General features: G+C 53.5%; 25 protein-coding genes, 1 tRNA gene and 2 riboswitches. Of the genes, 16 read left to right on the forward strand and 10 right to left on the reverse strand.

Translation table 11 applies throughout. The features are described 5' to 3' along the window. The first annotated feature begins 47 nt into the window (after positions 1-47). The 4 genes from FED52_RS06675 (at position 48) to FED52_RS06690 (ending at position 4,094) form a co-directional block, all read left to right on the forward strand. Complete coding sequence (locus FED52_RS06675; RefSeq protein ID WP_138859364.1) at positions 48-752, forward strand: SDR family NAD(P)-dependent oxidoreductase; 705 nt, start codon at positions 48-50, stop codon at positions 750-752. Positions 753-863: 111 nt separating this feature from the next. Beyond that, on the forward strand, positions 864-1,712 hold the full coding sequence (locus FED52_RS06680; RefSeq protein WP_240731324.1) for an HD domain-containing protein: 849 nt from the start codon (positions 864-866) through the stop codon (positions 1,710-1,712). Positions 1,713-1,928: 216 nt separating this feature from the next. Beyond that, positions 1,929-2,930, forward strand: a complete 1,002-nt coding sequence (locus FED52_RS06685; RefSeq protein WP_138859366.1) for a sodium:calcium antiporter — start codon at positions 1,929-1,931, stop codon at positions 2,928-2,930. Between the two features lie 102 nt (positions 2,931-3,032). Continuing rightward, the gene (locus tag FED52_RS06690) at positions 3,033-4,094 is read left to right on the forward strand and encodes a bifunctional glycosyltransferase family 2/GtrA family protein (RefSeq protein WP_138859367.1); all 1,062 of its coding nucleotides are present in this window, start codon (positions 3,033-3,035) and stop codon (positions 4,092-4,094) included. Positions 4,095-4,137: 43 nt separating this feature from the next. Here FED52_RS06690 and FED52_RS06695 read toward each other — a convergent pair whose 3' ends face one another. The 3 genes from FED52_RS06695 to FED52_RS06705 form a co-directional block, all read right to left on the reverse strand. After that, positions 4,138-4,704 carry a 3'-5' exonuclease gene (locus FED52_RS06695; RefSeq protein ID WP_138859368.1) on the reverse strand — a complete coding sequence of 189 codons (567 nt, stop codon included), beginning with the start codon at positions 4,702-4,704 and terminating at the stop codon, positions 4,138-4,140. Positions 4,705-4,770: 66 nt separating this feature from the next. Then, positions 4,771-5,103, reverse strand: a complete 333-nt coding sequence (locus tag FED52_RS06700; RefSeq protein ID WP_034777716.1) for a four-helix bundle copper-binding protein — start codon at positions 5,101-5,103, stop codon at positions 4,771-4,773. 115 nt (positions 5,104-5,218) lie between these two features. Further along, positions 5,219-5,291: transfer RNA gene (locus FED52_RS06705), tRNA-Ala, on the reverse strand. Positions 5,292-5,424: 133 nt separating this feature from the next. Here FED52_RS06705 and FED52_RS06710 point away from each other — a divergent pair. Next, positions 5,425-6,288, forward strand: a complete 864-nt coding sequence (locus tag FED52_RS06710) for a GRP family sugar transporter (protein WP_034777713.1) — start codon at positions 5,425-5,427, stop codon at positions 6,286-6,288. Positions 6,289-6,316: 28 nt separating this feature from the next. Here the strand turns inward: FED52_RS06710 and msrA are convergent, their stop codons facing one another. Together msrA and FED52_RS13870 are read right to left on the reverse strand one after the other, a co-directional pair. Further along, positions 6,317-6,829, reverse strand: coding sequence for a peptide-methionine (S)-S-oxide reductase MsrA (msrA, locus tag FED52_RS06715; RefSeq protein ID WP_138859369.1), 513 nt, complete (start codon positions 6,827-6,829; stop codon positions 6,317-6,319). A gap of 64 nt (positions 6,830-6,893) precedes the next feature. Beyond that, a riboswitch (SAM riboswitch) is annotated at positions 6,894-6,994 on the reverse strand. A gap of 44 nt (positions 6,995-7,038) precedes the next feature. Next, positions 7,039-7,200 (reverse strand): hypothetical protein, encoded by a 162-nt coding sequence (locus FED52_RS13870; RefSeq protein WP_167491782.1) that lies wholly within the window; start codon positions 7,198-7,200, stop codon positions 7,039-7,041. Positions 7,201-7,311: 111 nt separating this feature from the next. On the opposite strand from FED52_RS13870, the gene FED52_RS06720 reads away from it, so the two are divergent. From FED52_RS06720 to FED52_RS06760, 9 genes are all read left to right on the forward strand, one after another. Beyond that, the gene (locus FED52_RS06720) at positions 7,312-8,715 is read left to right on the forward strand and encodes an amidase family protein (RefSeq protein ID WP_167491783.1); all 1,404 of its coding nucleotides are present in this window, start codon (positions 7,312-7,314) and stop codon (positions 8,713-8,715) included. 69 nt (positions 8,716-8,784) lie between these two features. Further along, complete coding sequence (rlmN, locus tag FED52_RS06725) at positions 8,785-9,846, forward strand: dual-specificity RNA methyltransferase RlmN (protein WP_138859370.1); 1,062 nt, start codon at positions 8,785-8,787, stop codon at positions 9,844-9,846. A 176-nt stretch (positions 9,847-10,022) separates the two neighbouring features. After that, on the forward strand, positions 10,023-10,904 hold the full coding sequence (locus tag FED52_RS06730; RefSeq protein ID WP_138859371.1) for an SMP-30/gluconolactonase/LRE family protein: 882 nt from the start codon (positions 10,023-10,025) through the stop codon (positions 10,902-10,904). A gap of 12 nt (positions 10,905-10,916) precedes the next feature. Continuing rightward, positions 10,917-11,180, forward strand: a complete 264-nt coding sequence (locus tag FED52_RS06735; RefSeq protein WP_034777704.1) for a hypothetical protein — start codon at positions 10,917-10,919, stop codon at positions 11,178-11,180. Positions 11,181-11,282: 102 nt separating this feature from the next. Beyond that, a complete protein-coding gene (locus tag FED52_RS06740; protein WP_138859372.1) occupies positions 11,283-12,476 on the forward strand; it encodes a GTP-binding protein in 1,194 nt (397 codons plus the stop codon). A 62-nt stretch (positions 12,477-12,538) separates the two neighbouring features. Beyond that, positions 12,539-12,639: riboswitch (TPP riboswitch) on the forward strand. A 79-nt stretch (positions 12,640-12,718) separates the two neighbouring features. Next, positions 12,719-13,312: a YkoF family thiamine/hydroxymethylpyrimidine-binding protein gene (locus FED52_RS06745; RefSeq protein ID WP_138859373.1), complete on the forward strand. Its 594-nt coding sequence runs from the start codon at positions 12,719-12,721 to the stop codon at positions 13,310-13,312. Further along, positions 13,305-13,880: an ECF transporter S component gene (locus tag FED52_RS06750; RefSeq protein ID WP_138859374.1), complete on the forward strand. Its 576-nt coding sequence runs from the start codon at positions 13,305-13,307 to the stop codon at positions 13,878-13,880. Before FED52_RS06745 ends, FED52_RS06750 begins: the two co-directional genes overlap by 8 nt. Further along, positions 13,873-15,204 carry an ABC transporter ATP-binding protein gene (locus FED52_RS06755; RefSeq protein ID WP_167491784.1) on the forward strand — a complete coding sequence of 444 codons (1,332 nt, stop codon included), beginning with the start codon at positions 13,873-13,875 and terminating at the stop codon, positions 15,202-15,204. The genes FED52_RS06750 and FED52_RS06755 overlap by 8 nt, the downstream gene beginning before the upstream one ends. Next, a complete protein-coding gene (locus FED52_RS06760; RefSeq protein ID WP_138859376.1) occupies positions 15,201-15,935 on the forward strand; it encodes an energy-coupling factor transporter transmembrane component T family protein in 735 nt (244 codons plus the stop codon). The genes FED52_RS06755 and FED52_RS06760 overlap by 4 nt, the downstream gene beginning before the upstream one ends. A 15-nt stretch (positions 15,936-15,950) precedes the next feature. On the opposite strand, the gene FED52_RS06765 is transcribed toward FED52_RS06760, so the two are convergent. Together FED52_RS06765 and FED52_RS06770 are read right to left on the reverse strand one after the other, a co-directional pair. Further along, positions 15,951-16,538, reverse strand: coding sequence for a DUF1643 domain-containing protein (locus FED52_RS06765; protein WP_034777694.1), 588 nt, complete (start codon positions 16,536-16,538; stop codon positions 15,951-15,953). A gap of 34 nt (positions 16,539-16,572) precedes the next feature. After that, complete coding sequence (locus FED52_RS06770) at positions 16,573-17,265, reverse strand: lytic transglycosylase domain-containing protein (RefSeq protein ID WP_233004295.1); 693 nt, start codon at positions 17,263-17,265, stop codon at positions 16,573-16,575. Positions 17,266-17,343: 78 nt separating this feature from the next. On the opposite strand from FED52_RS06770, the gene FED52_RS06775 reads away from it, so the two are divergent. Further along, a complete protein-coding gene (locus FED52_RS06775) occupies positions 17,344-18,042 on the forward strand; it encodes a CPBP family intramembrane glutamic endopeptidase (protein WP_138859377.1) in 699 nt (232 codons plus the stop codon). Here the strand turns inward: FED52_RS06775 and FED52_RS06780 are convergent. Beyond that, positions 17,999-18,898 carry an alpha/beta hydrolase gene (locus FED52_RS06780; protein WP_034777690.1) on the reverse strand — a complete coding sequence of 300 codons (900 nt, stop codon included), beginning with the start codon at positions 18,896-18,898 and terminating at the stop codon, positions 17,999-18,001. The two genes, FED52_RS06775 and FED52_RS06780, sit on opposite strands and share 44 nt — an antisense overlap. A 189-nt stretch (positions 18,899-19,087) precedes the next feature. Here FED52_RS06780 and FED52_RS06785 point away from each other — a divergent pair, with 189 nt between their 5' ends. Continuing rightward, positions 19,088-19,516 carry a hypothetical protein gene (locus tag FED52_RS06785; protein WP_034777688.1) on the forward strand — a complete coding sequence of 143 codons (429 nt, stop codon included), beginning with the start codon at positions 19,088-19,090 and terminating at the stop codon, positions 19,514-19,516. 21 nt (positions 19,517-19,537) lie between these two features. On the opposite strand, the gene FED52_RS06790 is transcribed toward FED52_RS06785, so the two are convergent. Together FED52_RS06790 and FED52_RS06795 are read right to left on the reverse strand one after the other, a co-directional pair. Beyond that, positions 19,538-20,206 (reverse strand): ABC transporter ATP-binding protein, encoded by a 669-nt coding sequence (locus tag FED52_RS06790; RefSeq protein ID WP_138859378.1) that lies wholly within the window; start codon positions 20,204-20,206, stop codon positions 19,538-19,540. Continuing rightward, a complete protein-coding gene (locus FED52_RS06795) occupies positions 20,203-21,210 on the reverse strand; it encodes an ABC transporter permease (protein ID WP_138859379.1) in 1,008 nt (335 codons plus the stop codon). Before FED52_RS06795 ends, FED52_RS06790 begins: the two co-directional genes overlap by 4 nt. Positions 21,211-21,264 lie beyond the last annotated feature (54 nt).

The following is a 21,264-nucleotide window of genomic DNA, read 5'->3' on the forward strand; positions in this document are numbered from 1 at the left end:
CTCATTTTCATGCAATCAGGGTATTCTACTGTCCAGGAGGGGTGACAATGAAACAGACGATGATTATAACCGGTGTCAGCCAAGGAATCGGGCGGGAACTGGCCCGCCATTTTAGCACGACATATCGTGTTGTCGGACTCGATATCGGGCAAGACCCACAACTTGAAGGAGTGACGTTCCATCAGATGGATCTGGGAGATCATGAGGATGTGAACCGCGTATTCAAAGTTATTCATCAAGAAATCGGCACCGCCCATGTGCTTATCAATAACGGTGGCGTATCCTCGCTCGTCAAGCCGATAACCGAACTCGACGTCGAGACGTTCAAACGCGTAATCGATGTCAACCTCGTCGGGACGTTCGCTTGCTCGAAAGCTTTCTTGACGTTGAACGAAGGGGCTGATTTCGGCCGCATCATCAACGTGGCCTCGACCCGCGCGCTTCAGAACGAGGCTGATTGGGAAGCGTACGGTGCCTCAAAAGGCGGGATCGTTTCGTTGACCCAGTCGATGGCGGTCTCTTTGGCTGAACGACCAATCACGGTGAATGCGGTCAGTCCCGGATGGATCCATACCTCGGATGATGCCCTTCGTGATATCGATCACGCGCAGCATCCGTCAGGACGTGTCGGGACACCGGAGGATATCGTCCGCGCCGTCTCTTATTTGATTGACGAGAAAAACGATTTCGTCAACGGGCATAATTTGATCGTTGATGGGGGCATGACGAAAAAGATGATTTACGAAGCTTGAATCAAGAAACTGGGACCATTACCCTATATTTTAACAACCGATATGCGTGTAAAGGCCTAGTGACGGGTATAGGATGGGGAGTACATTGAAACTAGCGAAGGAGGAAACGTCGTGCATCAAATCATCGAGGAGGCACTCCGTTTCGCGGCCGTCCGTCACGACGGACAGTTTCGAAAAGGAACGAATATTCCTTACTTGACCCATCCTGTTGCCGTCTCCATGTTGCTCGTCGAAGATCGGCAACCCGTCCCGGTCGTCGTGGCGGGTCTGCTCCACGACTTGCTCGAAGATACGTTGACGACACCTGATGAACTGAGTGAACGATTTGGATATGAAGTGACACGTCTAGTCAAGGCTGTGTCCGAGCCGGGGAAACACCAGTCGTGGGAAGAACGCAAACGGATGACGATTCAGCATGTGCGGACGATGCAGTATGATGAAGTCGCACTCTTGGCCGCGGACAAGCTACATAATCTGCGTTCGATTCGTCTCGACGTCGAGTCTGCCGGCAAACAAGTATGGGACCGTTTCAATCGGCCGCTCCGCGACCAATCCTGGTATTATCATGAACTGCTCCATGCGTTGAAGCCGTTCGCGCAGACGACGACGCTCATCGAAGCGTTCGAGACGGAAATGAACTTGTTGTTTTACGGAGTCGAAGAAGGGCGGACCGAGAAGTTAGAGAAATTGTTCGGTGTCATCAAACATGGGTTCCGTGAAGAGGAGTGGCTTCAAGAGACGACGACGCTTTGTCAGACCGCTTTTGAGCTGAACGAGACGATGCGCGAAGGATATCGTCACGGGACCGAGGTCAACCAACCCGAGCTCGACGCCTTGTCGGCTCAATTGAAAGAAGCAGGACTGTGGGAACGCTTGTCGCTCCCGGCACTCCAAGCAATCGATGAATTATCGTATCGAATGGCATTGCAGTCGGACGAGATCGTCACGTGGCTTGAGTGAAATGATTGTCAAGTAACCTTAAACGTGATATATTCATCGTGAACATAAGAAGGGGAGTAGCGACCACGAATGTGGTCGATGGATCGTCACTACGGTGCAACGCACTCGGTCCATCGAGCTTCTGATCCAAGTCCGCGAGACCTTTTTATGGATGCTTCTTCGGCGTCCATAAAAAGGTCTTTTTTGATTTTTTGAAAAAAGGGGAGACACAGGAAAATGGTATTTATTTACTTCATCTTGGCCGCAGCACTCACCGTGTATGCCGCCATGAAACTCTCGACTTACGCTGACGTCATCAGTGAGAAGTCGACGATGAGCGGGATGCTCGTCGGGACGGTATTGCTAGCCGGTGCCACATCGTTGCCGGAAGTGACGACGAGCGTCTCGGCCGTCATGATCAATAACCCGGATATCGCCATCGGGAACATGCTCGGATCGAACTTGTTCAACATCTTCATCTTGGCGATGTTCGATCTGTTCTATCGTCAGAAACGCTTGTTCAATGAGGCGAGCCGAGACCATCTCTATACGGCCGGTCTCGGTCTCATGTTGACGCTCGTCACGATGATCGCCCTCATCGTCCGCATCGATTTCACGATTCTCGGTATCGGGATTGACGCCTTGTTGATCGCGGTATTGTACGGGATCGGGATTTACTATATCGGCAAGCGCCCGCAACAACCTGCCGTCGAGCGGGAAGCTGCACATGAGGCCGTACAAGAAATCGGCGCGAGTGCGACGAGTTCGATCACGGTCAAACGTGCGGTCATCGGCTTCATCATCGCCGCACTCGTCATCATGGGGGCGGGGACAGCACTATCGGTATTGGGCGATCAGATCGCCGTCGTCACGGGTCTCGGTTCGAGCTTCGTCGGTAGCTTCTTGATTGCCGCGACGACCTCGCTCCCGGAGGCTGTATCGGTATTTGTCGCCTTGAAACTTCGTAACGTCAACTTGGCGTTCGGTTCGATTTTGGGAAGCAACATCTTCAACATGCTCATCATCGCGATGTCGGATGTCTTCTACCGAGACGGCTCGATTCTGGCCGACGTGGCTGCGTCTCACTTAGTGACGGCGATCGGCATCACGATTTTGTCGGTGTTGGTCATGTATACGCTCCTTCGTAAAGACGTGACGTCGAAGTTCCGCTATGTCTTGCCGTCAGTGCTCGTCGTACTCGTCTACTTCGCTTCGTCTTACTTCATCTTCATCGGTTAATCTGGCACGGTGTCCTCCGAGGCACCGTGTTTTTTATTTGCCGCGGACCGAGGAATCACTTTTCATCGTCTTGGGTATAGAAGGAGGGAAGGAGGGGTGGCGATGCAAATGCATTCCGTGGAACGTCTAGATGAGTATGTCGTCGTGATTCCGGCCTATAATCCGGATCAAGCGCTTCTCACACTTGTCCGCGAGCTGAAAGAGACAGGGTTTGTCCATGTGATCGTCGTGAACGATGGAAGTGCCGAGACGTCCCGGCCGGTGTTTGAAGAGGTCAGGAAGTGGGTGACGACCGTCCTCGTCCATGAACGGAATCAAGGCAAGGGCGCGGCGTTGAAGACGGGGCTTCGTCACGTCGTCGAACAGTTCCCGGGCACGCATGGCGTCATCACCGTCGATGCGGATGGGCAACACCTGCCGGAAGATGTAAGACATGTATATGAGGCGGGTATTCAGCGGCCGCATCATCTGGTCATGGGTTGCCGTGATTTCTCGGGCGCACACATTCCGTTCCGGAGCCGATTCGGAAATCAGATGACGCGCGGCGTCATGTTGCTCGGCAGCGGTCTTCGTCTGAAGGACACCCAGACCGGCCTTCGGGCGATTCCGCTGCGGTATGCGGAACAATTGCTTGATGTGCCGGGGAACCGTTATGAGTTCGAGATGAACATGTTGACGTTCACGAAACGATTGCAAGTCCCGATTCATCAGACACCAATTCAAACCGTCTATGTGGCAGAAAACGCCTCGTCCCATTTCCGGCCGGTGATCGACTCGATTCTTATCTATCGCATGTTTTTGGCCTATTCATTATCATCGGTCGCATCATTTCTGTTAGACATCGGGTTCTATGCCTTGTTCGTCTATTTGTTGAATCCGTGGTTCGAGACGACGCACGTCTTGATTGCGACGGTCGTGGCCCGTATCCTGTCATCGCTGTTCAATTATTTCGTCAATCGGAAAATTGTGTTCCATTCGAAGGCGAAGCGGGCGATGCCGAAATACTTCGGTCTCGTCGGATTGCAGATGGCGCTGTCGGCCGGTCTCGTCTATGCGCTGTTCTATGTCATCCGCGACGGTGAGGTGTGGATCAAAGTGTTCGTCGACAGCTTCTTGTTCGTCGTCAGTTATTATGTCCAGAAAAAATGGATCTTTAAACGCTAACAGGCCAAGACGTGTGTCTTGGCCTGTCTGGCATGCATATCGTTCAATAAGCGAGTTTTCCGAGCTTGACCGATGTGTACCGGTGCAGTTCACGCGGATCATGGATCCCGGTCTTCTGCATCATGTCGCGCATGAGCAGGGCACAGACGCGAGCATCTTCAGCCGCATCGTGATGCATGAACGGGACGTTCAAATATTCCGCCATCGCGTTCAGCTTGTGATTCGGCAGACCTGGATACAGTTTTCTCGACAACTTGACGGTACAGCCGTACTCGATCGTCGGAAACGTATATAAATCGTATTTGGCGATCGCTTTCTTGAACGCGCCCATATCGAACGATGCGTTGTGTGCCATGACGAGGTCGACATCCCGCAGCGTCGGATAGAGCTGTTCGAGCACCTCGGGTAACGCTGGGGCGTCCCAGACATCGCTCGGCCGGATGCCATGGACCCGGATATTGCCGGCATCGAAGTCTTCCTCCGGATTGACGAGCAGTTGGTTCGTTTCGATGATTTCACCGTCGACGAGCAGGCTCCAGCCGACAGAGCAGATGCTGCGACTATCGCGGTTCGCCGTCTCGACGTCGATGGCAAGAATTGAATGTGGCATAATTGATCCCTTTCTCGTAAAAACAAGTATAAAAAAAGTCTAACATATCGTTAGACTAAAAAGCGATTATGCGGCCACGAGGTTGCGGCATGCTTCGGCACAGCGGAGACATGCTTCGGCACAGCGTTGGCAATGATCGTGCAAGTGGCGGCCACATTCGACGGCGCACGTGTCACACACCTGGGCGCAGAGTGCACCAATCGGTTTGGTGAAAGCCGAATCGGTCTCGAGCGCGTTCAAGGCGAGTGCACACACTTCCGAACATTCTTTCGTCAGCCGGATACACTCGGCGACCATCAACAAGTCTTCTTCTTGTAAGCATTTTGAGAAACAATGATTGCTTGCCCGCATACAGTCGATGACGGCTAAAATGGTCTCTTCGACAGAGGCTCGGTCCATGATAAGTCCCCCTTTAGAATAATGATGTCTTACAATCATTACCCGCTAGCGGATGAGTTAAACCGAGCGGCGACGCAAAAAAAGTCACCCCTCAAATAAGTGGTGACTTCAATAATGGAGCATAGCGGGCTCGAACCGCTGACCTCCACGCTGCCAGCGTGGCGCTCTCCCAGCTGAGCTAATGCCCCGTTCGAAAATTATTATATCATCCTAGTAAAACATTTGGCAATGGCTATTTTTAATTTTTTTGAACAAAGTTTAATCAGCACTGAACGTGGGAAAATCACAAATGATGTTATATTACGAAAGCAGGTGTCATGTATGGAAATGATTTTACTCGCACTCTTACCTGCCTTGATGTGGGGGAGTATCCCGCTCATCGTCTCAAAGGTCGGTGGGAAGCCGATTCAACAGTTGATCGGGACGACAATCGGGGCGATGGTGATGGCGGTCATTATCGCACTCGTGTTCAATCCCGGGTTCACGACGCTCGCGATCGTGACCGGATTCATCTCCGGCGCGTTTTGGGCACTCGGACAATATTTACAGTTCCAATCGTTTCAAATTTTAAGTGTCTCGAAGGCGATGCCGATCAGCACCGGCATGCAGCTTCTCGGTACATCGTTGTTCGGTGTCATCGTCCTCGGAGACTGGAAAACGACGACCGAACTATGGCTCGGATTTTCGGCGCTCGTTCTCATCGTGATTGGGGCTGCGTTGACGTCGTATCAGCAGAACAAAGACGGCGACAGCAGCGGCGCCTTGAAGAAAGGCTTGCTCGTTCTGCTCGTGTCGAGTATCGGTTACGTGACGTACGCCGTCCTGACGAACTATTTCGAGGTCGACGGGATCACGGCCATCTTGCCACAGTCGGTCGGGATGTTCGTCGCGGCGCTGTTGTTCAGCCTGCGTGAGAAAGACGTGAAGAAGTTCGATCCGAAGACGTTCAAAAACATCTTGGCCGGGATCGCCTGGGGGATCGGGAACTTCGGGCTGTTCGTGTCGAGCGGTGAAGTCGGAATCGCGACGTCATTCGCCTTGTCGCAATTGAACGTCGTCGTGGCTACGCTCGGCGGGATCTATCTGTTAAAAGAAGAGAAAACGACGAAAGAACGTGTCTTCGTCTTTATGGGTATCGGCCTCATCGTCGTGGCTGGATTCATGCTCGGAATCGCTAAAAGCTAAAAGACGGGTCAGACGACCCGTCTTTCGCTTACCAGGCTTGTTCAATGAATGCGTCACGCCCAGATTTTTTCCGGTCCTCTTTATAGTGGGCCGGATTTTTTTTATGGAAGTCTTGATGGTACTCCTCGGCCGGATAGAACGTGTCGGCCGGTAAGATTTTCGTGACGATCGGCTGTTGGAAACGTCCGCTCGCCGCGAGCGCATCGCGACTCTGTTCTGCCTGCACGCGTTGTTCTTCCGTATGATAGAAGATGGCCGGCGCATATTGACTGCCTCGGTCTTGGAATTGACCGCCGTCATCGGTCGGATCGGTCTGAATCCAATACAGTTCGAGCAGTCGCTCGTAAGCGAACAGCGTCGGGTCGAACGTGATCTCGACGACCTCATAGTGTCCTGTCGTCCCTGTCTTCACTTGTTCATACGTCGGATCGTCGACGTGACCTCCCGTATAACCTGATACGATCGACTCGATGCCGGGATGTTCCTCGAACGGTGTCACCATGCACCAAAAGCAGCCGCCTGCGAATGTTGCTTTTTCCATTAATAAGTCCCCCCTCATGTTCATTCCCAAAAAAAGCGCCCATGTCATCGACATGAGCGCTCTGTCATATCGGCCAAGGCAATCGCCTTGCTGGTAGTAGCACCTTGCCGTAGCAGGTTGCTGTGAAGTCATAGAGCCAGGTCTCTCGTTCACTCAAGATATCGATATGTAGTTGGTGACAGCATCATACCATCAGATTTGAAGCGGAGTCAACGGTTTGGCTTGCGCCGTAGTTGGAGCAAGGTGGCACCGAGAATCAGGATGACGAGCACGATGGAGAGCGGTAGCGTATACGGGGCGTCCCCGGCATATAACTGTAAGAAGAACAAGGCAAAGACGGACATTAAGACAAGTACGTACGAACGGTTCATAGTAACCTCCCTTTTCTTTCAGTGTACCAAGTTACACATTCGTTGGCGAACGAAAACAGGAAATCATGTGTCGATAGCGAATACCATCGAGTGACCAAAGGAGGAATCAATATGACTGACACATTTGATTTTATGGAACTCGATATCGAATCTGCCCATCGCGGATATAAAGAAGGAACAATTACGGCGCGTGACGTGACGGCCTACTATTTGACCCGGATCGCCCAGTTCAATGACAAACTGAAGGCGGTCATTCAAGTGAACCCGGACGCGTTGTTCGAGGCCGAGTCGGCTGACCGGGCGTTTCGTCGCGGGCTACGCTTGCCGCTACTCGGCATTCCTGTCTTGATCAAAGACAATGTCGAGACAGCCGGACTCATGAAGACGACGGCCGGGGCCGTCGCCCTCGAACATCACTTCGCAGGCCGGGACGCCCATCTCGTCCAAAACCTGCGAGCGAGCGGGGCCATCATCCTCGGGAAAGCGAACTTGTCCGAATGGGCCAACTTTTTGACCGAGGGCATGCCGAACGGCTGGAGCGGTGTCGGTGGGCAGACGCTCAATCCATATGGGGATAAGCTCGATGTCGGAGGTTCGAGCTCAGGTTCGGCCTCTGCGGTCGCAGCGAACCTGACACTGCTCGCTGTCGGTAGCGAGACGAGCGGCTCCATCATCCATCCGAGCGTGCACAATGGCATCGTCGGCATCAAACCGACCGTCGGCCTCATCAGTCGGAGTGGCATCATCCCGATTTCGCGGTCGCAAGACACGGCGGGACCGATGGCACGAACGCTCGAAGACGCGGTAAGGGCACTTGAGGCGATGGTAGGGGAAGACCCGGCGGACCCGGCGACACTCAACCTCCCGGCCGGCCCGCCGTATCGGACGTGCCTCGACGAGCGCCAAGCGGTCGGGATGCGTGTCGGGATCGTCAAAGCTGATTTATCAGCAGAAGAACAAGCATTATACCGTGAGACGACCGAGCTGTTGAAACAGAGCGGCATCGACCTTGTCGAAGTCGAACTGCCCGCCCATGATACACTCGACCAAGGCGATATTTTGTACCACGAGTTCAAACTCGGGATCGAGGCGTACCTGGCCACGACGACGCTCCCGTACGAGACGTTGTCGGATTTGATGGACTGGAACAACAGACATCCTGAGACGATCCCGCACGGACAAAAGACGTTCGAGAAAGCGGAAAGATTGTCGGGACGTCTCATCGAGGCGGCCTATTTGACGCGCAGGCTCGATGACGTGCGTGACGCCAAGACGGACGGACTCGACCGCCTATTAAACGAACAGCAGTTGCACGCGCTCGTCTTGCCTCACGATTTGAACTATGACATGGCGGCAAAAGCCGGGCATCCGACCATCACGATCCCATATCGCTTGAAAGCGAGTGGGGCGCCGTTCGGCCTATCGTTCACCGGGACGAGTTATGCCGAACGTGACTTGATTCGTCTGGCGTATGCGTTCGAGCGACATATTTCGCGTCCCGTTCCACCGTTATAAGAACGTTGCACCCGTCGTCCACGTCCGCTACAATGGTACGTATGCGGATTGAAGAAAGGACAGATAGCAATGAAACCATCTATATACGGGCTGACGTTCGATCAGCTGACAGAAGTGTGTGTCTCTTGGGGATACAGCGCCTTCCATGCGAGACAAATCTGGGACTCGCTCTACATCGATCGAGTGAAACAAATCGAGGACATCTCGGTACGGGCCGAGGTGCTTGAGGCGCTCGCCGCCGAATACGTCATCTCGACGCAAGACCTGTTCGTCAAACAAGAGGCGGGCGACGGGACGGTCAAATTTTTACTTAAACTACACGACGGGCACTATATCGAGACTGTGCTCATGCGACATAAGTACGGCCGTTCGGTCTGTGTGACAACGCAGGTCGGGTGCAATATCGGCTGCAGCTTCTGTGCGAGCGGTCTCTTGAAGAAGACACGTGATTTGACGGCGGGCGAAGTCGTCGAACAAATCATGACCGTTCAACACTACTTGGACGAAGTCGGCGAAGGGGCCCGGGTCAGCCATATCGTCGTCATGGGGATCGGCGAACCGTTCGATAACTTTGACAACTTGGTCGACTTCCTGCGTGTCGTCAAGGACGAGCGCGGTCTCGCGATCGCGCCGCGTAAAATCAACGTCTCGACGAGCGGACTCGCCGACAAGATTTACAAGTTCGCGGACCTCGATTTGCGCATCAACTTGGCGTTGTCGCTCCATGCGCCGAACGACGCGCTGCGGACGCAAATCATGAAAATCAACCGGGCGTTCCCGCTCGACAAGCTCATGCCGGCCATCCGGTATTACGTCGAGAAGACGAACAAACGAATCACGTTCGAATATATTCTCCTGTCGAAAGTGAACGATTTACCGGAGCACGCCGAGGAATTGGCGGCGCTCATCGACGATATTAAGGACAAGTCGTACGTCAACTTGATCCCGTATAACCCGGTCAACGAGCATATCCAATACGAGCGCAGTACCTCGGAGGACATCATGGCGTTCTATGATGTCTTGAAGAAGCGTGGCATCAACACCGGTGTCCGCCTTGAGCATGGGACTGACATCGATGCGGCATGCGGCCAGTTGCGCAGTAAACATATGAACGTCGAAGGTGCGAAATAAGTGGACTCCTTGAATCGAATGATTCAAGGAGTTTTTTTTTTCATAGAGCCGCTCCGACGAAGGAAAAAACGGACATCGCCCACGACTCTGCGGAACGATTTTGAAAAATCTTGAATAGACCTCATCCGCTCAGGGAATAGTCAGTTGAAATCAATGTAGAGAGTGGAGGCAATTCAATGGAGACAGTAAACGCGGCGTTATGGATTCGAGTCAGAAATACACTTGGGGAAGGCCCATGTTGGGATGCTGAACTGAAACGGTTCTATTGGGTCGACATCGAAGGACACACACTTTGGTGGTACGACGAAAAGGAAGACGAGCTGTCATCGTTCGATATGGGACAACAGATCGGGTTTGCGGTCCCGAAAGTGACAGACGGCGTCGTCGTCGGCTTGAAAGACGGCATCTATGAATGGGACGAGGGATCGAAGCGACTCGATAAACTCGTCGAACTCGATGACCCGGAAGGTGATCTTCGCTTCAACGACGGAAAGGCCGACCCGTACGGACGAATCTTTGCCGGGACGCTTCATCTCAACGACGAGGAGAACGAGGCGACGCTCTATCGCTTGAACCGTGACGGCACGACCGAGGTCATGCTCAGTGAACTGACGCTGTCGAACGGTCTGACATGGTCTCCGGACCACTCGACGTTCTACCATATCGATACACCGACCGAGACGGTCCGCAAATACCCGTACGACTTGAAAACAGGAACACTCGGGGATGGGGAAGTCGTCATCGATTTCAAAGATGAGGAAGGATTCCCGGACGGTATGACATCCGATGAAGACGGCTTTTTATGGATTGCCCACTTCGCGGGCGGACGCGTCTCGCGCTGGAACCCGAAGACGGGTGAAAAAGTGCTCGAGGTGCTCGTGCCGGCCCCGAACGTCACGTCATGCTGTTTCGTCGGTGATGACTTGAAACAACTTGCCATCACGACGGCGCGCGAAGGAATGGATGACGCGGCGCTCGAGGCCCATCCGGACGCAGGTTCGGTCTTTAAAATTGATACAGATGTGAAAGGGATGCCGCTCTATCGGTTTGGTCGATAAGGAGGTACGAAGATGGTAAAACGATTGCTCGTTCGTGCGGGAATCGGTTTGGCGCTCGCGGCGGTCGCCCGGGTCGGGATTCAAAAGCTGTTGGAAGCGAACCGGGAAGACGATCATACGTATTTGAATCCGCGGTGGGATGAGACGCCGAGTGTGGATGCCGATAAGGACGCGGATGAGGTCGGTCTGACCCAGCTCGACTCGATTTATCGAGCCGAGTGGCAGGCGAACGCCTATCCACGCTCAGAGGCCGAACGCAAGGCGTTAGAAGAATAGGCAGGAGAACACGTCCGGAAACGGGCGTGTTTTTTTCTTGACAAGACGTCACCGACCCGTCATCATCTAAAAAGTAATCATTACGATTTAGGAGTGGGTAGAATGAGACGAATCCCGATCACCGTGCTGTCCGGTTATTTAGGAAGCGGTAAGACGACACTATTGAACCACATATTGAACAATCGGACGGGCAAGAAATACGCCGTCATCGTCAACGACATGAGCGAGTTGAATATCGATGAGCGATTGATTGAACAGGGCGGTTTTTCAAGGACGGACGAAAAGTTGGTCGAACTATCGAACGGCTGCATCTGTTGCACGCTCCGTGAGGACCTGCTCGAGGCGGTAGCAGAGCTTGCGAACGACCGGGACCTCGACGGAATCATCATCGAGTCGTCCGGTATCTCAGAGCCGATCCCGGTCGCCCAAACGTTTACATATGCCGATGACGCCCTCGGCATCGATTTGACGAGCCGAGTCTATATCGATGCGATGGTGACCGTCGTCGATGCGTTTCGGTTCTTAAAAGATTTCAAATCGGGCGAGTCGCTCCATGAACGCAAGCAGGCGATTGAGGCGACGGACGTCCGCGAAGTCGTCGACCTGCTCGTCGACCAAGTCGAATTCGCCGATATCATCGTCTTGAACAAGGCGGATCGCGTGACCGAGACCGAACTCGGCGAGATGACCGGACTGTTTAAGGCGCTCAACCCAACCGCGAAGCTGTTGACGTCTGTCCATGCGAACGTGGAATTGACCGAGCTGTTGGATGTCAATTTGTTCGATTTCGAACAGGCGATGCATGCGGCCGGGTGGATTCAAGAACTTGAGACAGATGTGCACACGCCGGAGACGGAAGAATACGACATCAGTTCATTCGTCTATCGTCGGCGTCGGCCGTTCCACCCGGAGCGTCTCCATGCCTGGATCGAGGCGTTTCCGGAAGAAATCGTCCGCGCGAAAGGGTTCTTATGGATTGCTTCCCGGAACGACCTCGCCTGTCTGTTTTCACAAGCGGGCTACGCCTCGACGCTCGAACATGCCGGGCGCTGGCTCGCGACGCTTCCGGAAGATGAGCGTCGTCACATGTTCGCGGCCGAACCGGAACTCGCCGCCGACTATGTCGAACCGTACGGTGACCGACAGACGGAGCTCGTCTTGATCGGGCAGCGGATGGATCGAGCCATCATCGAACAAGAGCTCGATCACTGTCTGCTGACAGATGAGGAGATGGCGCTGGATTGGTCGACGCTCCGGGACACACTTCCGGGGAACGAGGTCGTCACGTTCTCATAAGACCGTTTACAAAATGAAAGCGGTCGTCTATACTGATTCTTGCATGAACAACCGCATACATTGGACTACACTAGGGGTGCTTCGGCTGAGATGTGAGCATGGCTCCAATCCCTTATGACTCGATCCGGGTAATACCGGCGTGAGGAAGTGTGGCACTTTTTCTAATGGATTAAAATTGGACGAGTGGCCGCATTCTCATGGATGCGGCTTTTTTGTGTACACATAATAAGGGGGAATAGAACATGAACAAACAATGTGGAACGAGCCCGATCGTCGGGTTCCGCTTTACACTGAGCCCGATGACGACTGATTTCGTGAGCATCATCAAAGGGGCGTTGAAGGAGACGGATTTACAATACGTCTGGCGACATACCGATGACGTGTCGACGGTCATCCGTGGACGAAGTGAGCATGTATTCGATGTGGCTAAGGCCGTGCTGTCACACGCGACAAAGACAGGGGAACATGTGTCGATGAGCGGGACGTTCTCGGTCGGGTGTCCAGGGGATACGGCCGGAGATGAAGTGCTCGTTGTGTCGAGCGAACCGCTTAATGGTCCCGTCGGTCCGCAATATGTCTCCTCACAGTTCGCGCTCTATCCGCTCGGTGATGACGACTATATGGACATCATCTACGAAGAAATCGCTTTTGCGAAAGAGCGAGGTGTCTTCAATGACTCGATGCATTACGCCTCAGGTATACATGGGGACATCGAGCCGGTGTTCGCTTTCTATGAGGCGACGTTTGATCGCGTCCGACAGAAGACAAGCCACGTCGTCATGACGGTGACGTTCAGCGTGAACAGTCCGTCACACGAGGGACGTATGGATGCTTAAATCGTGGAAGTTAAAAGAGATCGTCTTGTTGTCGATTTTATCGGTCGTGTTCGCGGTGGTCTATTTGGCGTTCGTCCATGCTGGGAACTTGTGGGCCGGTCTGATTGGACCAATCGCCTACGAATGGATTTTTGGGATATGGTTCATCGTCTCGATTATCGCAGCTTATATCATTCGCAAGCCTGGGGCTGCATTCTTGTCCGAAGTGCTTGCGGCGACGATTGAGATGATGATTGGCAACGCCATCGGACCGCGCATCATTTTAGTCGGGATCGTTCAAGGGATCGGCGCCGAAGCGGCGTTCGCTTTGACGGGTTATAAACGCTATGATCTTTGGGTGCTCATGCTCGCCGGATTCAGTGCTGCTGTGACAAGTTTCGCATATACGTACGTCATGGGAGGGCTCAATGCCCTCAGTCCGACATATGTGGCTACGATGTTCGCTTTACGCGCAACGAGCGGGATGTTGATTGCTGGTCTGGGCGGTAAGATTTTGAGCGACTTGTTGCTTCGGGCGGGCGCGCTTGATGGGTATGCTCTCGCGCGACAGGACCGTATGCATGGTTGAGGCAGAACATCTGACATTTCGTTATCCGAACAAGAAATGCGATGTCTTGACGGATATCACACTACGTCTAACAAAAGGGAGAACGGTCATTACAGGGGCAAGTGGTTCGGGAAAATCAACATTGCTCGCTTTGATGAATCGTCTCTATCCGGACAATTGTGATGGCATCGTGACGGGCAGATTGCACTTGTTCGATCGCTCTTATGATACGTATGAAGCTGGCGAAGTGAACCGGCGCGTCGGAACGGTCTTTCAGGACCCGGACAGTCAGTTCGTCATGCAGACGGTCGAAGAAGAATTGATTTTCACGCTCGAAAACTTTGCCGTCGCGAGATACGAGATGATGGCCCGTGTCACCACAATGTTAGAGGCGTTGCATTTGACCGATTATCGTCACCGTACCATTCATGACCTATCGGGGGGTGAGAAGCAGCAAATTGCCGTCGCTTGTGCCTTGATTGGCCGTCCCGAGTGGCTCCTCCTCGATGAGCCGCTCGCTCACCTCGATCCTGAGACCGCCCATCATTTCGTTCGTTGGCTCGACGGCGTCGCACAGACCGTAAACGTTGTCGTCATCGAGCATCGGCCATACATATGGGGTGATTTTTTTGACCGACAAATAAAGCTCGTGAGTGGGCGCATCGACTATGATGGACCGTTCATCGTCCGACCAGATTATGCGTTCTCTCCAATTAAAGTTGAACGAGGAAAGGAAATGTTATTTCACATACCGGATTTAAAACGAAAAACATTTCAATTAGCAGCGAGCGAGTTAAAGGTCACTGAGGGTGATCTCATTGCGGTGCTCGGTCGAAATGGTAGCGGAAAGTCGACATGGCTGCGAAGCCTAGCCCGGAAACATCGTGAAGTCGGCCTCGTCCCGCAATCACCGGCGCATCTATTCGTTACGAATGATGTGACCCGAGAACTCGCATATGGCCATAATCGCCCGATTGAGGACGTCTTAACGCGGCTCGGGCTCGAATCAGTGCGTGACCACCATCCACTCTCCCTTAGTCACGGTCAAAAACGAAGGCTCGCCATCGGAGTGATGATGCTGTCTAATAAACAACTGATTGCGTTTGATGAACCGACTGCCGGACAAGACGAGGTATCGCTTCGTGCGCTCTATGACTTAATGGTCGAACGAACACGATCCGGCCAGACGATTTTGTTTGTGACGCACGACCTCAGCTTCGCGCGGATTGCGAACACATATTATTTGATGTGTGACGGCGACTTGAGTGGGCCATATGACGCTTCACTCTGGGATGAAAAAGAATTACTACGCACCTACGGCTTATTGATGGAGGAATCGCGATGACATTTCATGAGATGAACCCGACGATTAAATTTCTGACCGTGGCATGTCTCATGTTCGGTCTCGCCTTCATGTATAACCCTTGGACTCCGCTTGCTGTTTTTCTCGGTACAGTTACACTTCAAACGCTATTCTCTGCTGTGAGCTGGAGAAGATGGGGGTTGTTCATGATCCCATTTTTATTGACCGCGCTCGGGACATTGTGGACGACGCTCGTCTTTGGAAAGCAATCAAGCGGAGATGTCGTGTTCAAGCTGTTCGGCAACGACGTCACCGACGAGAATGTGATGCTAGCAGCGACGCTCTCCTTACGTGTGTTGGCATTCACAGCCTTGTCGCTTCTGTTCACGCTGACGACGGACCCGAAACGGTTCGTCTACAGTTTGATGCAACAAGGAAAGCTGTCACCAAAAATCGCATATAGTGTCTTCGTCGGTTTTCGTTTCTTTCCGATTCTAAAAAAAGAACTGATGCAACTATATGAAACGCATGCGCTACGAGGCGTACGTTTGGAGACGAGACTCGATCACATCCGCCACGTCCCCAAATTAATCGTTCCGCTTCTTGCTGGATCGATCCGCCAAGCGGAACGAATCGCGTTCTCGATGGAAGCACGTGGGTTTACGGGGGAACCTCGAGCGACGTACGAGGTTGTGCCCGTCACCAGGAACGACTTTCTGTTGGCGTCGCTTTTGCTCCTATTGTTTGGAGTGAGCGTATGGATTGGCATATAAACGAAACAAGACGACTCACTCGGAGTCGTCTTGTTTCGTCTCTTTTACGATTCTAAATTTCGGTTTGATCGATTCGTTATTGAACGCCTCGAGCACGGTGTTCTCGTTGGCCATACGAATCTGTTGCGGCTCGCCTTTGGAAGTCGTGCCGATACAGAACATATGCGCCTCATGATCGGCAAAGAGCGCCTTATACGGGGTGGCATGATGCATCAAGCGTCCCGGAGAGCCCCAGCCGACGATAATCATACCTCCGCTCGCCTCGACCTCGTCGAGCGTTTCCTCGACGTAATGAAAGTTGACTTCGTCGAGTTGCGATTCGACGTACGGCAGATTGTCATTGATGGCGAGTGTCGGGACGAGGCTGATGACGCGCATCTCACGGATCGGTTGATCGAGATGGTTCCGCATGAGCATATACGCCCGCTGCGTTGTCGTACCGGACAAGAAAGCATCGCTCATCCGGGGCGAGTAGATGATGACGGCACAGATGACGCCGTCGACGACATCTGTGAATTCGTACGAACGCAAGTAGCGCTTCGTCTTGTCCTCATTGAAGACCGACTTGACACGAATCGTCACTTCCTCGATATGGGTGTTCATAAGGTTTCCTCACTTTTAATCAAATAGTGCCGGGTCAGACCCAGCCTGCGAACCATTCCAAGTAGCGGATTGTGTAGCGCGCGACACTTTGGGTTGCCGACGCCTTGTCATCCGGTAAATAAGACACATCGGTTTGATATGACTCATAAAACGACATCACATCATTGACATACTGTTCACTGCGATTGTACTCGAAGATGGCGTTTCGAATCGAGTCCGTCGTGTCTGCCTTCGTCCCGCCGTGCTCGCTCAAATAGTAAGCGGCCGTATGGGCCGAGTCGACAAGACTGTGCGGGTCGGCTTTGCCATCATTGTTGCCATCGCGTCCGAGACCGCCGTACTGTTCGATGAGCGCGAGATCCGTCAAATCGACTTCGTCCTCAGGGACATCGCCTTTTTGATCGTCCGTGTCATATTGCCAACCGAGCCACGTCCGCGGCATGAATTGGAACGGTCCGATCGCCCCGACCGATGAACGCATCGATGAACTGTGGGAGAAAATCGTCTCGACGCGATGGACGGCGGCAAGTAAGCGCCAATCGACGTCATACGTGGCCGCGGCATCCTCATACACATCGCGATGGACGGACGGGACGCCATGGTCCCCGTAATAGGCCCGGTACAGGGCGTTGTTCACTTTATCATGTTGACCAAACCAGCCGATTGCGCCGAGGCACAGCACGATCACAAGCATGAGACCGGTCAGTCGCAAAATCAATCGTTTCAAGATTCCGCCTCCTAGCTTTCTAGACAATACCCGAATAGTGTAGCATATAGCTAACAGGAAGAACAGGAGTGGATATAGATGCTCGAACAGGCCGTCTTTACCATCATTCTCATGTATTTGTTGATCGTTCAATTGTTCAACGCCCGGTTGATGAAGCCGATGATCGAAACGCTCGGTCGTGGACGTGTCTATGAACAGACAGTCAAGTCGTCGTGGGGGCTCAGTCTGCTTTTGCTCGCCCTCGTCTTCTTGTTCGGCGTCCCGCCAGACATGGTCGGTCTCGGATTCGCCCCGGTCGAAAGGGACATGTCCGCTTGGAAGTTTTTCTTTTTCACGACCATCCTCATCTCCGTGCTGCTGGCGTTTTACTTGCTCGTCAAAACCTCGTCTCGGTTACGGCGGCGGTTACGACCGTACTATGAGCTCGAAATCGAGCGGTTGCTCTTGCCGCGGACGGATATTGAGGCGAAGGCGTGGAGCGCTGTCTCGTGGACGGCAGGTGTGACCGAGGAATTCATATTCCGTGGTGTGCTCCTCTACACCGTCAGTCTCTATCTTGACGTCTCATCCTTGACACTCGCCTTCATCGGCGGCGCCTTGTTCGGGTTGGCCCATGCTTATCAAGGCGTCAGGGGCGTTCTGGTCACCGGGATCGTCGGCTGGGGACTCGGCTATTTGTACTTGGCGATGGGGGTATTATGGCCAGTGATGGTCGTCCATGCCTTGCTCGACCTTATCGCTGGACCGATTCACGTCGTCGATTCAGAAACTGACTGACGGCCGCCTCATAGGCGGGTTGATCTTTCAAGATACAGTTTGTGTGCTCAGCCCCATGGATGAGGGCTAACTCATTTTGCCGGTTGAGCGCGTTCATCTCGACCGACATCCACGTCGGCACGAAATCATCTTTCGTCCCGTGGATGAACAAGACGGGCGCGTCAATCGCGGCGAGGTCGTATTTGGGCCGGACTTGATGCATCCGGAAACCGGCCCGCGTCCACAAGAAATAGTTGATCCCTGGCAAGAGCAGGTCCCCGGGCAACCGGTGTAACACGTTCAACTGATGGCGCATGAGCTGTCTCATGTCGTCAAACGGACATTCGGCGATCAAGAAGTCGACGTCGGTTAACGGTCCGGCCTGTAAGATCGAGGCAGCTCCCATCGAGACACCGTGCAATCCGACTTCCGTGACCACTTCATTGGCCCGCAACCAGTCGACCCAATCGGTGATGTCATGCTTTTCGTGGTAACCATAAGAGGCGTATACGCCCTCGGACTCACCGTGCGATCTCAAGTCGACAGCGAGGAGGTTGTACCCGAGGCGATGGAACATCGCCAAATGTGGGGCCATGAAACTGTGAGAGGCGGTATAGCCGTGAACGAACACGATCCATTTCGTCGACCCTTCATTGCGGTAGACGCGTCCATACAGCCGATAGCCATCCTGAGAACGGAGCGAGACGTGCTCGAACGGCACGTCATGATAAAACGATTGATCTTCTTTCGTATACGGGGCCAAGAGCATCTCTGGTGTCTTGCGTTTGCCTCGCGTCATGCGCTTGAACGCATAATAACTGATGGCATAGTAGCCGGTGAATAGTGTTGCAAGTCCAACTTTCCATCTCTTCTGCATCTGAACCGCTCCTTTCTCCATTATTGTACCCGAAAACGTGACGATAGTTCACGCGCAGTGTCAGTTTGACGGCGGGTTCATGCCGTTAAGCAAGGGACTTACCGATGATTGTCCCGTTCGTTTGAGCAGTATCGTCTTGCTATGATGGAACCAGACAATCATCAAGGTGAAGCGGGAGGAGACGAAGCGATGGGGCGAGAGGTGATGGATCAGTTGCTGCACGCGTGCTTGACGGGGCAGGTGGATTACAAGACCGCCGAAGGGGTGACCTTCTATCGTGCCCCGGTCAACGGTCATCGTCAGCATGCGATGGTACTCGATGTGCTGATTGACCGCTATGTGCTTGAGCCGGCACGACCGATCGAACTGTCCGTGTCGGACGTGGCGCAAGCGATTGGGTCATCGGCGGACGAGGTCTTCCAATCAGTCCTAGCGCTCGCCCGCATCACTCTCGTCTCGCAACATATCGAGGAAAGACTAATCCGGGTCGATTCGGCCGGAATCGACGAGCATGGGAACATGACACTCATCATCGGTTTCAACGCCTGGTTGACGCATCATTTAGGAAAACTCGTAAGTGCATCGATTGAGGAGCCACTTCACGCGCACGTCATCTGACAAACAACAGGGAAGGCCGCCTCAATCGCGGTCTTCCCTGTTTTGATGTCGGGGCGACGGTTGGAGCAGGCCGTCCTGAAGCATGAGGACCCGGTCACAGACGTCGAGCATCCGTTCGTCATGGGTGATAACGATGACCCGTCGCGCACTCATCCGTGCCTCAGTAACGAGCAACTCCATCACCCGTCGGCCATTCTCATAATCGAGGCTCGCCGTCGGCTCATCGGCCAAAATCAGTCGGGGGCGATTGACCAAGGCCCGAGCGACCGCGACACGTTGACGTTCGCCTCCGGACAGTTGCCCTGGTAACTGGTCGAGACGATGCCCCAAACCGAGCGCGTCGAGCAGCCGAATCGGATCTTGTTTCGACTCGCTCTCGGCCTGGACGAGCTCGAGTTGTTCCCGGACCGTCAAGTAAGGGACGAGATGTGCTTGCTGGAACACAAATCCGATTTCGTTCAGCCTCAAGAGGCGTCGCTCTTCTTCAGTGGCACCGAGCAAGTCTCGTCCTTCGAGCTCGACCTGTCCCGAGACCGGTCGTTTCAATAGTCCGAGAATTTGGAGCAAGGTACTTTTCCCGCTGCCGCTCGGTCCGATGATGCCGATACATTCCCCGGCATCGACCTGCAAATCGATTCCACGCAACACAGATTGTCCGTCATAGGCGTGGCTGATGTTCATCAATTTCATTGTAATGTCCCTCCTAAAGCGTCGGCGGCGTCAAGGTGACGCAGTTTCCAAAGCGGTAACAACGTACCGATGAGTGAGAGCCCGAACATGATCACACTGTAGAGCAGCACATGTCCCGCATCGAAACGGAATGGGATATCAGTTGGGACGAACGAGGCGACGAGGGCCGTCAAGGCGGCTGCCGACAGGCTCGCGACGAGCACCGTTGCCATGACTTGCGTGACGAGCGCCGTGCCGATCACACGAGGGCGAATCCCGATCGCTTTCAAAATTCCGAGTTCTGGCAGTTTCTGGAGCGTCAACATATAAAAGAATGCGGTCAAGATGAACGCACCGATGAACAATAAGAAGCCGCGCATCATCGTGAACGTGCCTTGTTCGGCTGTATAGCCCGGGACGGCCTCGACGACGTCTTGTTTGGAGAGCGTTGCGAGCGACGTCTCAGTTTCTCCGAGCCAGGCCGAGACGTATTCGGGTTGTCCGCTGTCTGCTTGGAACGCCTCCCACGTCTCCATCGATGCCCACATGACGGGTGCATGACTGTAACGTCCGTCCGTCGTCCCCGCGATGGTGAATGAGTAGCCGGTCGTGAAATCTTGAATCGTGTCCCCGAGTTTAAAGTCCCCGAGAAAGCTTGGATCGACGAGGACTTCGCCGACGGCGAGATCGAGGGCGGGTCCGATGTCAGAATCCCGCGGTAACGTGAATAGCGTGGCGTCCTGTTTCACGGTCCCATCGACGAGTGTCAACGGTTTGACCCCGAGCGGTGTAAGTGTTTCTGGCGTCGGCAGTTCGATGAACGAGCGGGTCAGTTGCCCGTCCGCATCCTCAGCCAACTGAAACGTCTCGGTGTCGAGTTCACGCAAACTGGCCCCGTTGTCATAGGCGAGCCCATCGGCAAGCCCGGTGATCAACGTCGACAATAAGACGATGAGTAGGGTGATGACAAAAATTAATGAAAATTTTCGTTTTTGCCGCCACATTTCTTTAAATGCTAAATTCATACAAAAAAGCCTCCTTCATAGCGATGAAGGAAGCATAACTGACGGATATGAACA

Source organism: Exiguobacterium mexicanum (assembly GCF_005960665.1).
Classification (GTDB): Bacteria; Bacillota; Bacilli; order Exiguobacteriales; family Exiguobacteriaceae; genus Exiguobacterium; species Exiguobacterium mexicanum_A.

Coding starts and splice junctions, on each gene's coding strand:
- FED52_RS06675 (WP_138859364.1), top strand. CDS start 48: ATGAAACAGACGATGATTATAACCGGTGTCAGCCAAGGAATCGGGCGG.
- FED52_RS06685 (WP_138859366.1), top strand. CDS start 1,929: ATGGTATTTATTTACTTCATCTTGGCCGCAGCACTCACCGTGTATGCC.
- FED52_RS06690 (WP_138859367.1), top strand. CDS start 3,033: ATGCAAATGCATTCCGTGGAACGTCTAGATGAGTATGTCGTCGTGATT.
- FED52_RS06695 (WP_138859368.1), bottom strand. CDS start 4,704: ATGCCACATTCAATTCTTGCCATCGACGTCGAGACGGCGAACCGCGAT.
- FED52_RS06700 (WP_034777716.1), bottom strand. CDS start 5,103: ATGGACCGAGCCTCTGTCGAAGAGACCATTTTAGCCGTCATCGACTGT.
- FED52_RS06710 (WP_034777713.1), top strand. CDS start 5,425: ATGGAAATGATTTTACTCGCACTCTTACCTGCCTTGATGTGGGGGAGT.
- msrA (WP_138859369.1), bottom strand. CDS start 6,829: ATGGAAAAAGCAACATTCGCAGGCGGCTGCTTTTGGTGCATGGTGACA.
- FED52_RS13870 (WP_167491782.1), bottom strand. CDS start 7,200: ATGAACCGTTCGTACGTACTTGTCTTAATGTCCGTCTTTGCCTTGTTC.
- FED52_RS06720 (WP_167491783.1), top strand. CDS start 7,312: ATGACTGACACATTTGATTTTATGGAACTCGATATCGAATCTGCCCAT.
- rlmN (WP_138859370.1), top strand. CDS start 8,785: ATGAAACCATCTATATACGGGCTGACGTTCGATCAGCTGACAGAAGTG.
- FED52_RS06730 (WP_138859371.1), top strand. CDS start 10,023: ATGGAGACAGTAAACGCGGCGTTATGGATTCGAGTCAGAAATACACTT.
- FED52_RS06735 (WP_034777704.1), top strand. CDS start 10,917: ATGGTAAAACGATTGCTCGTTCGTGCGGGAATCGGTTTGGCGCTCGCG.
- FED52_RS06740 (WP_138859372.1), top strand. CDS start 11,283: ATGAGACGAATCCCGATCACCGTGCTGTCCGGTTATTTAGGAAGCGGT.
- FED52_RS06745 (WP_138859373.1), top strand. CDS start 12,719: ATGAACAAACAATGTGGAACGAGCCCGATCGTCGGGTTCCGCTTTACA.
- FED52_RS06750 (WP_138859374.1), top strand. CDS start 13,305: ATGCTTAAATCGTGGAAGTTAAAAGAGATCGTCTTGTTGTCGATTTTA.
- FED52_RS06755 (WP_167491784.1), top strand. CDS start 13,873: ATGGTTGAGGCAGAACATCTGACATTTCGTTATCCGAACAAGAAATGC.
- FED52_RS06760 (WP_138859376.1), top strand. CDS start 15,201: ATGACATTTCATGAGATGAACCCGACGATTAAATTTCTGACCGTGGCA.
- FED52_RS06765 (WP_034777694.1), bottom strand. CDS start 16,538: ATGAACACCCATATCGAGGAAGTGACGATTCGTGTCAAGTCGGTCTTC.
- FED52_RS06775 (WP_138859377.1), top strand. CDS start 17,344: ATGCTCGAACAGGCCGTCTTTACCATCATTCTCATGTATTTGTTGATC.
- FED52_RS06780 (WP_034777690.1), bottom strand. CDS start 18,898: ATGCAGAAGAGATGGAAAGTTGGACTTGCAACACTATTCACCGGCTAC.
- FED52_RS06785 (WP_034777688.1), top strand. CDS start 19,088: ATGGGGCGAGAGGTGATGGATCAGTTGCTGCACGCGTGCTTGACGGGG.
- FED52_RS06790 (WP_138859378.1), bottom strand. CDS start 20,206: ATGAAATTGATGAACATCAGCCACGCCTATGACGGACAATCTGTGTTG.
- FED52_RS06795 (WP_138859379.1), bottom strand. CDS start 21,210: ATGAATTTAGCATTTAAAGAAATGTGGCGGCAAAAACGAAAATTTTCA.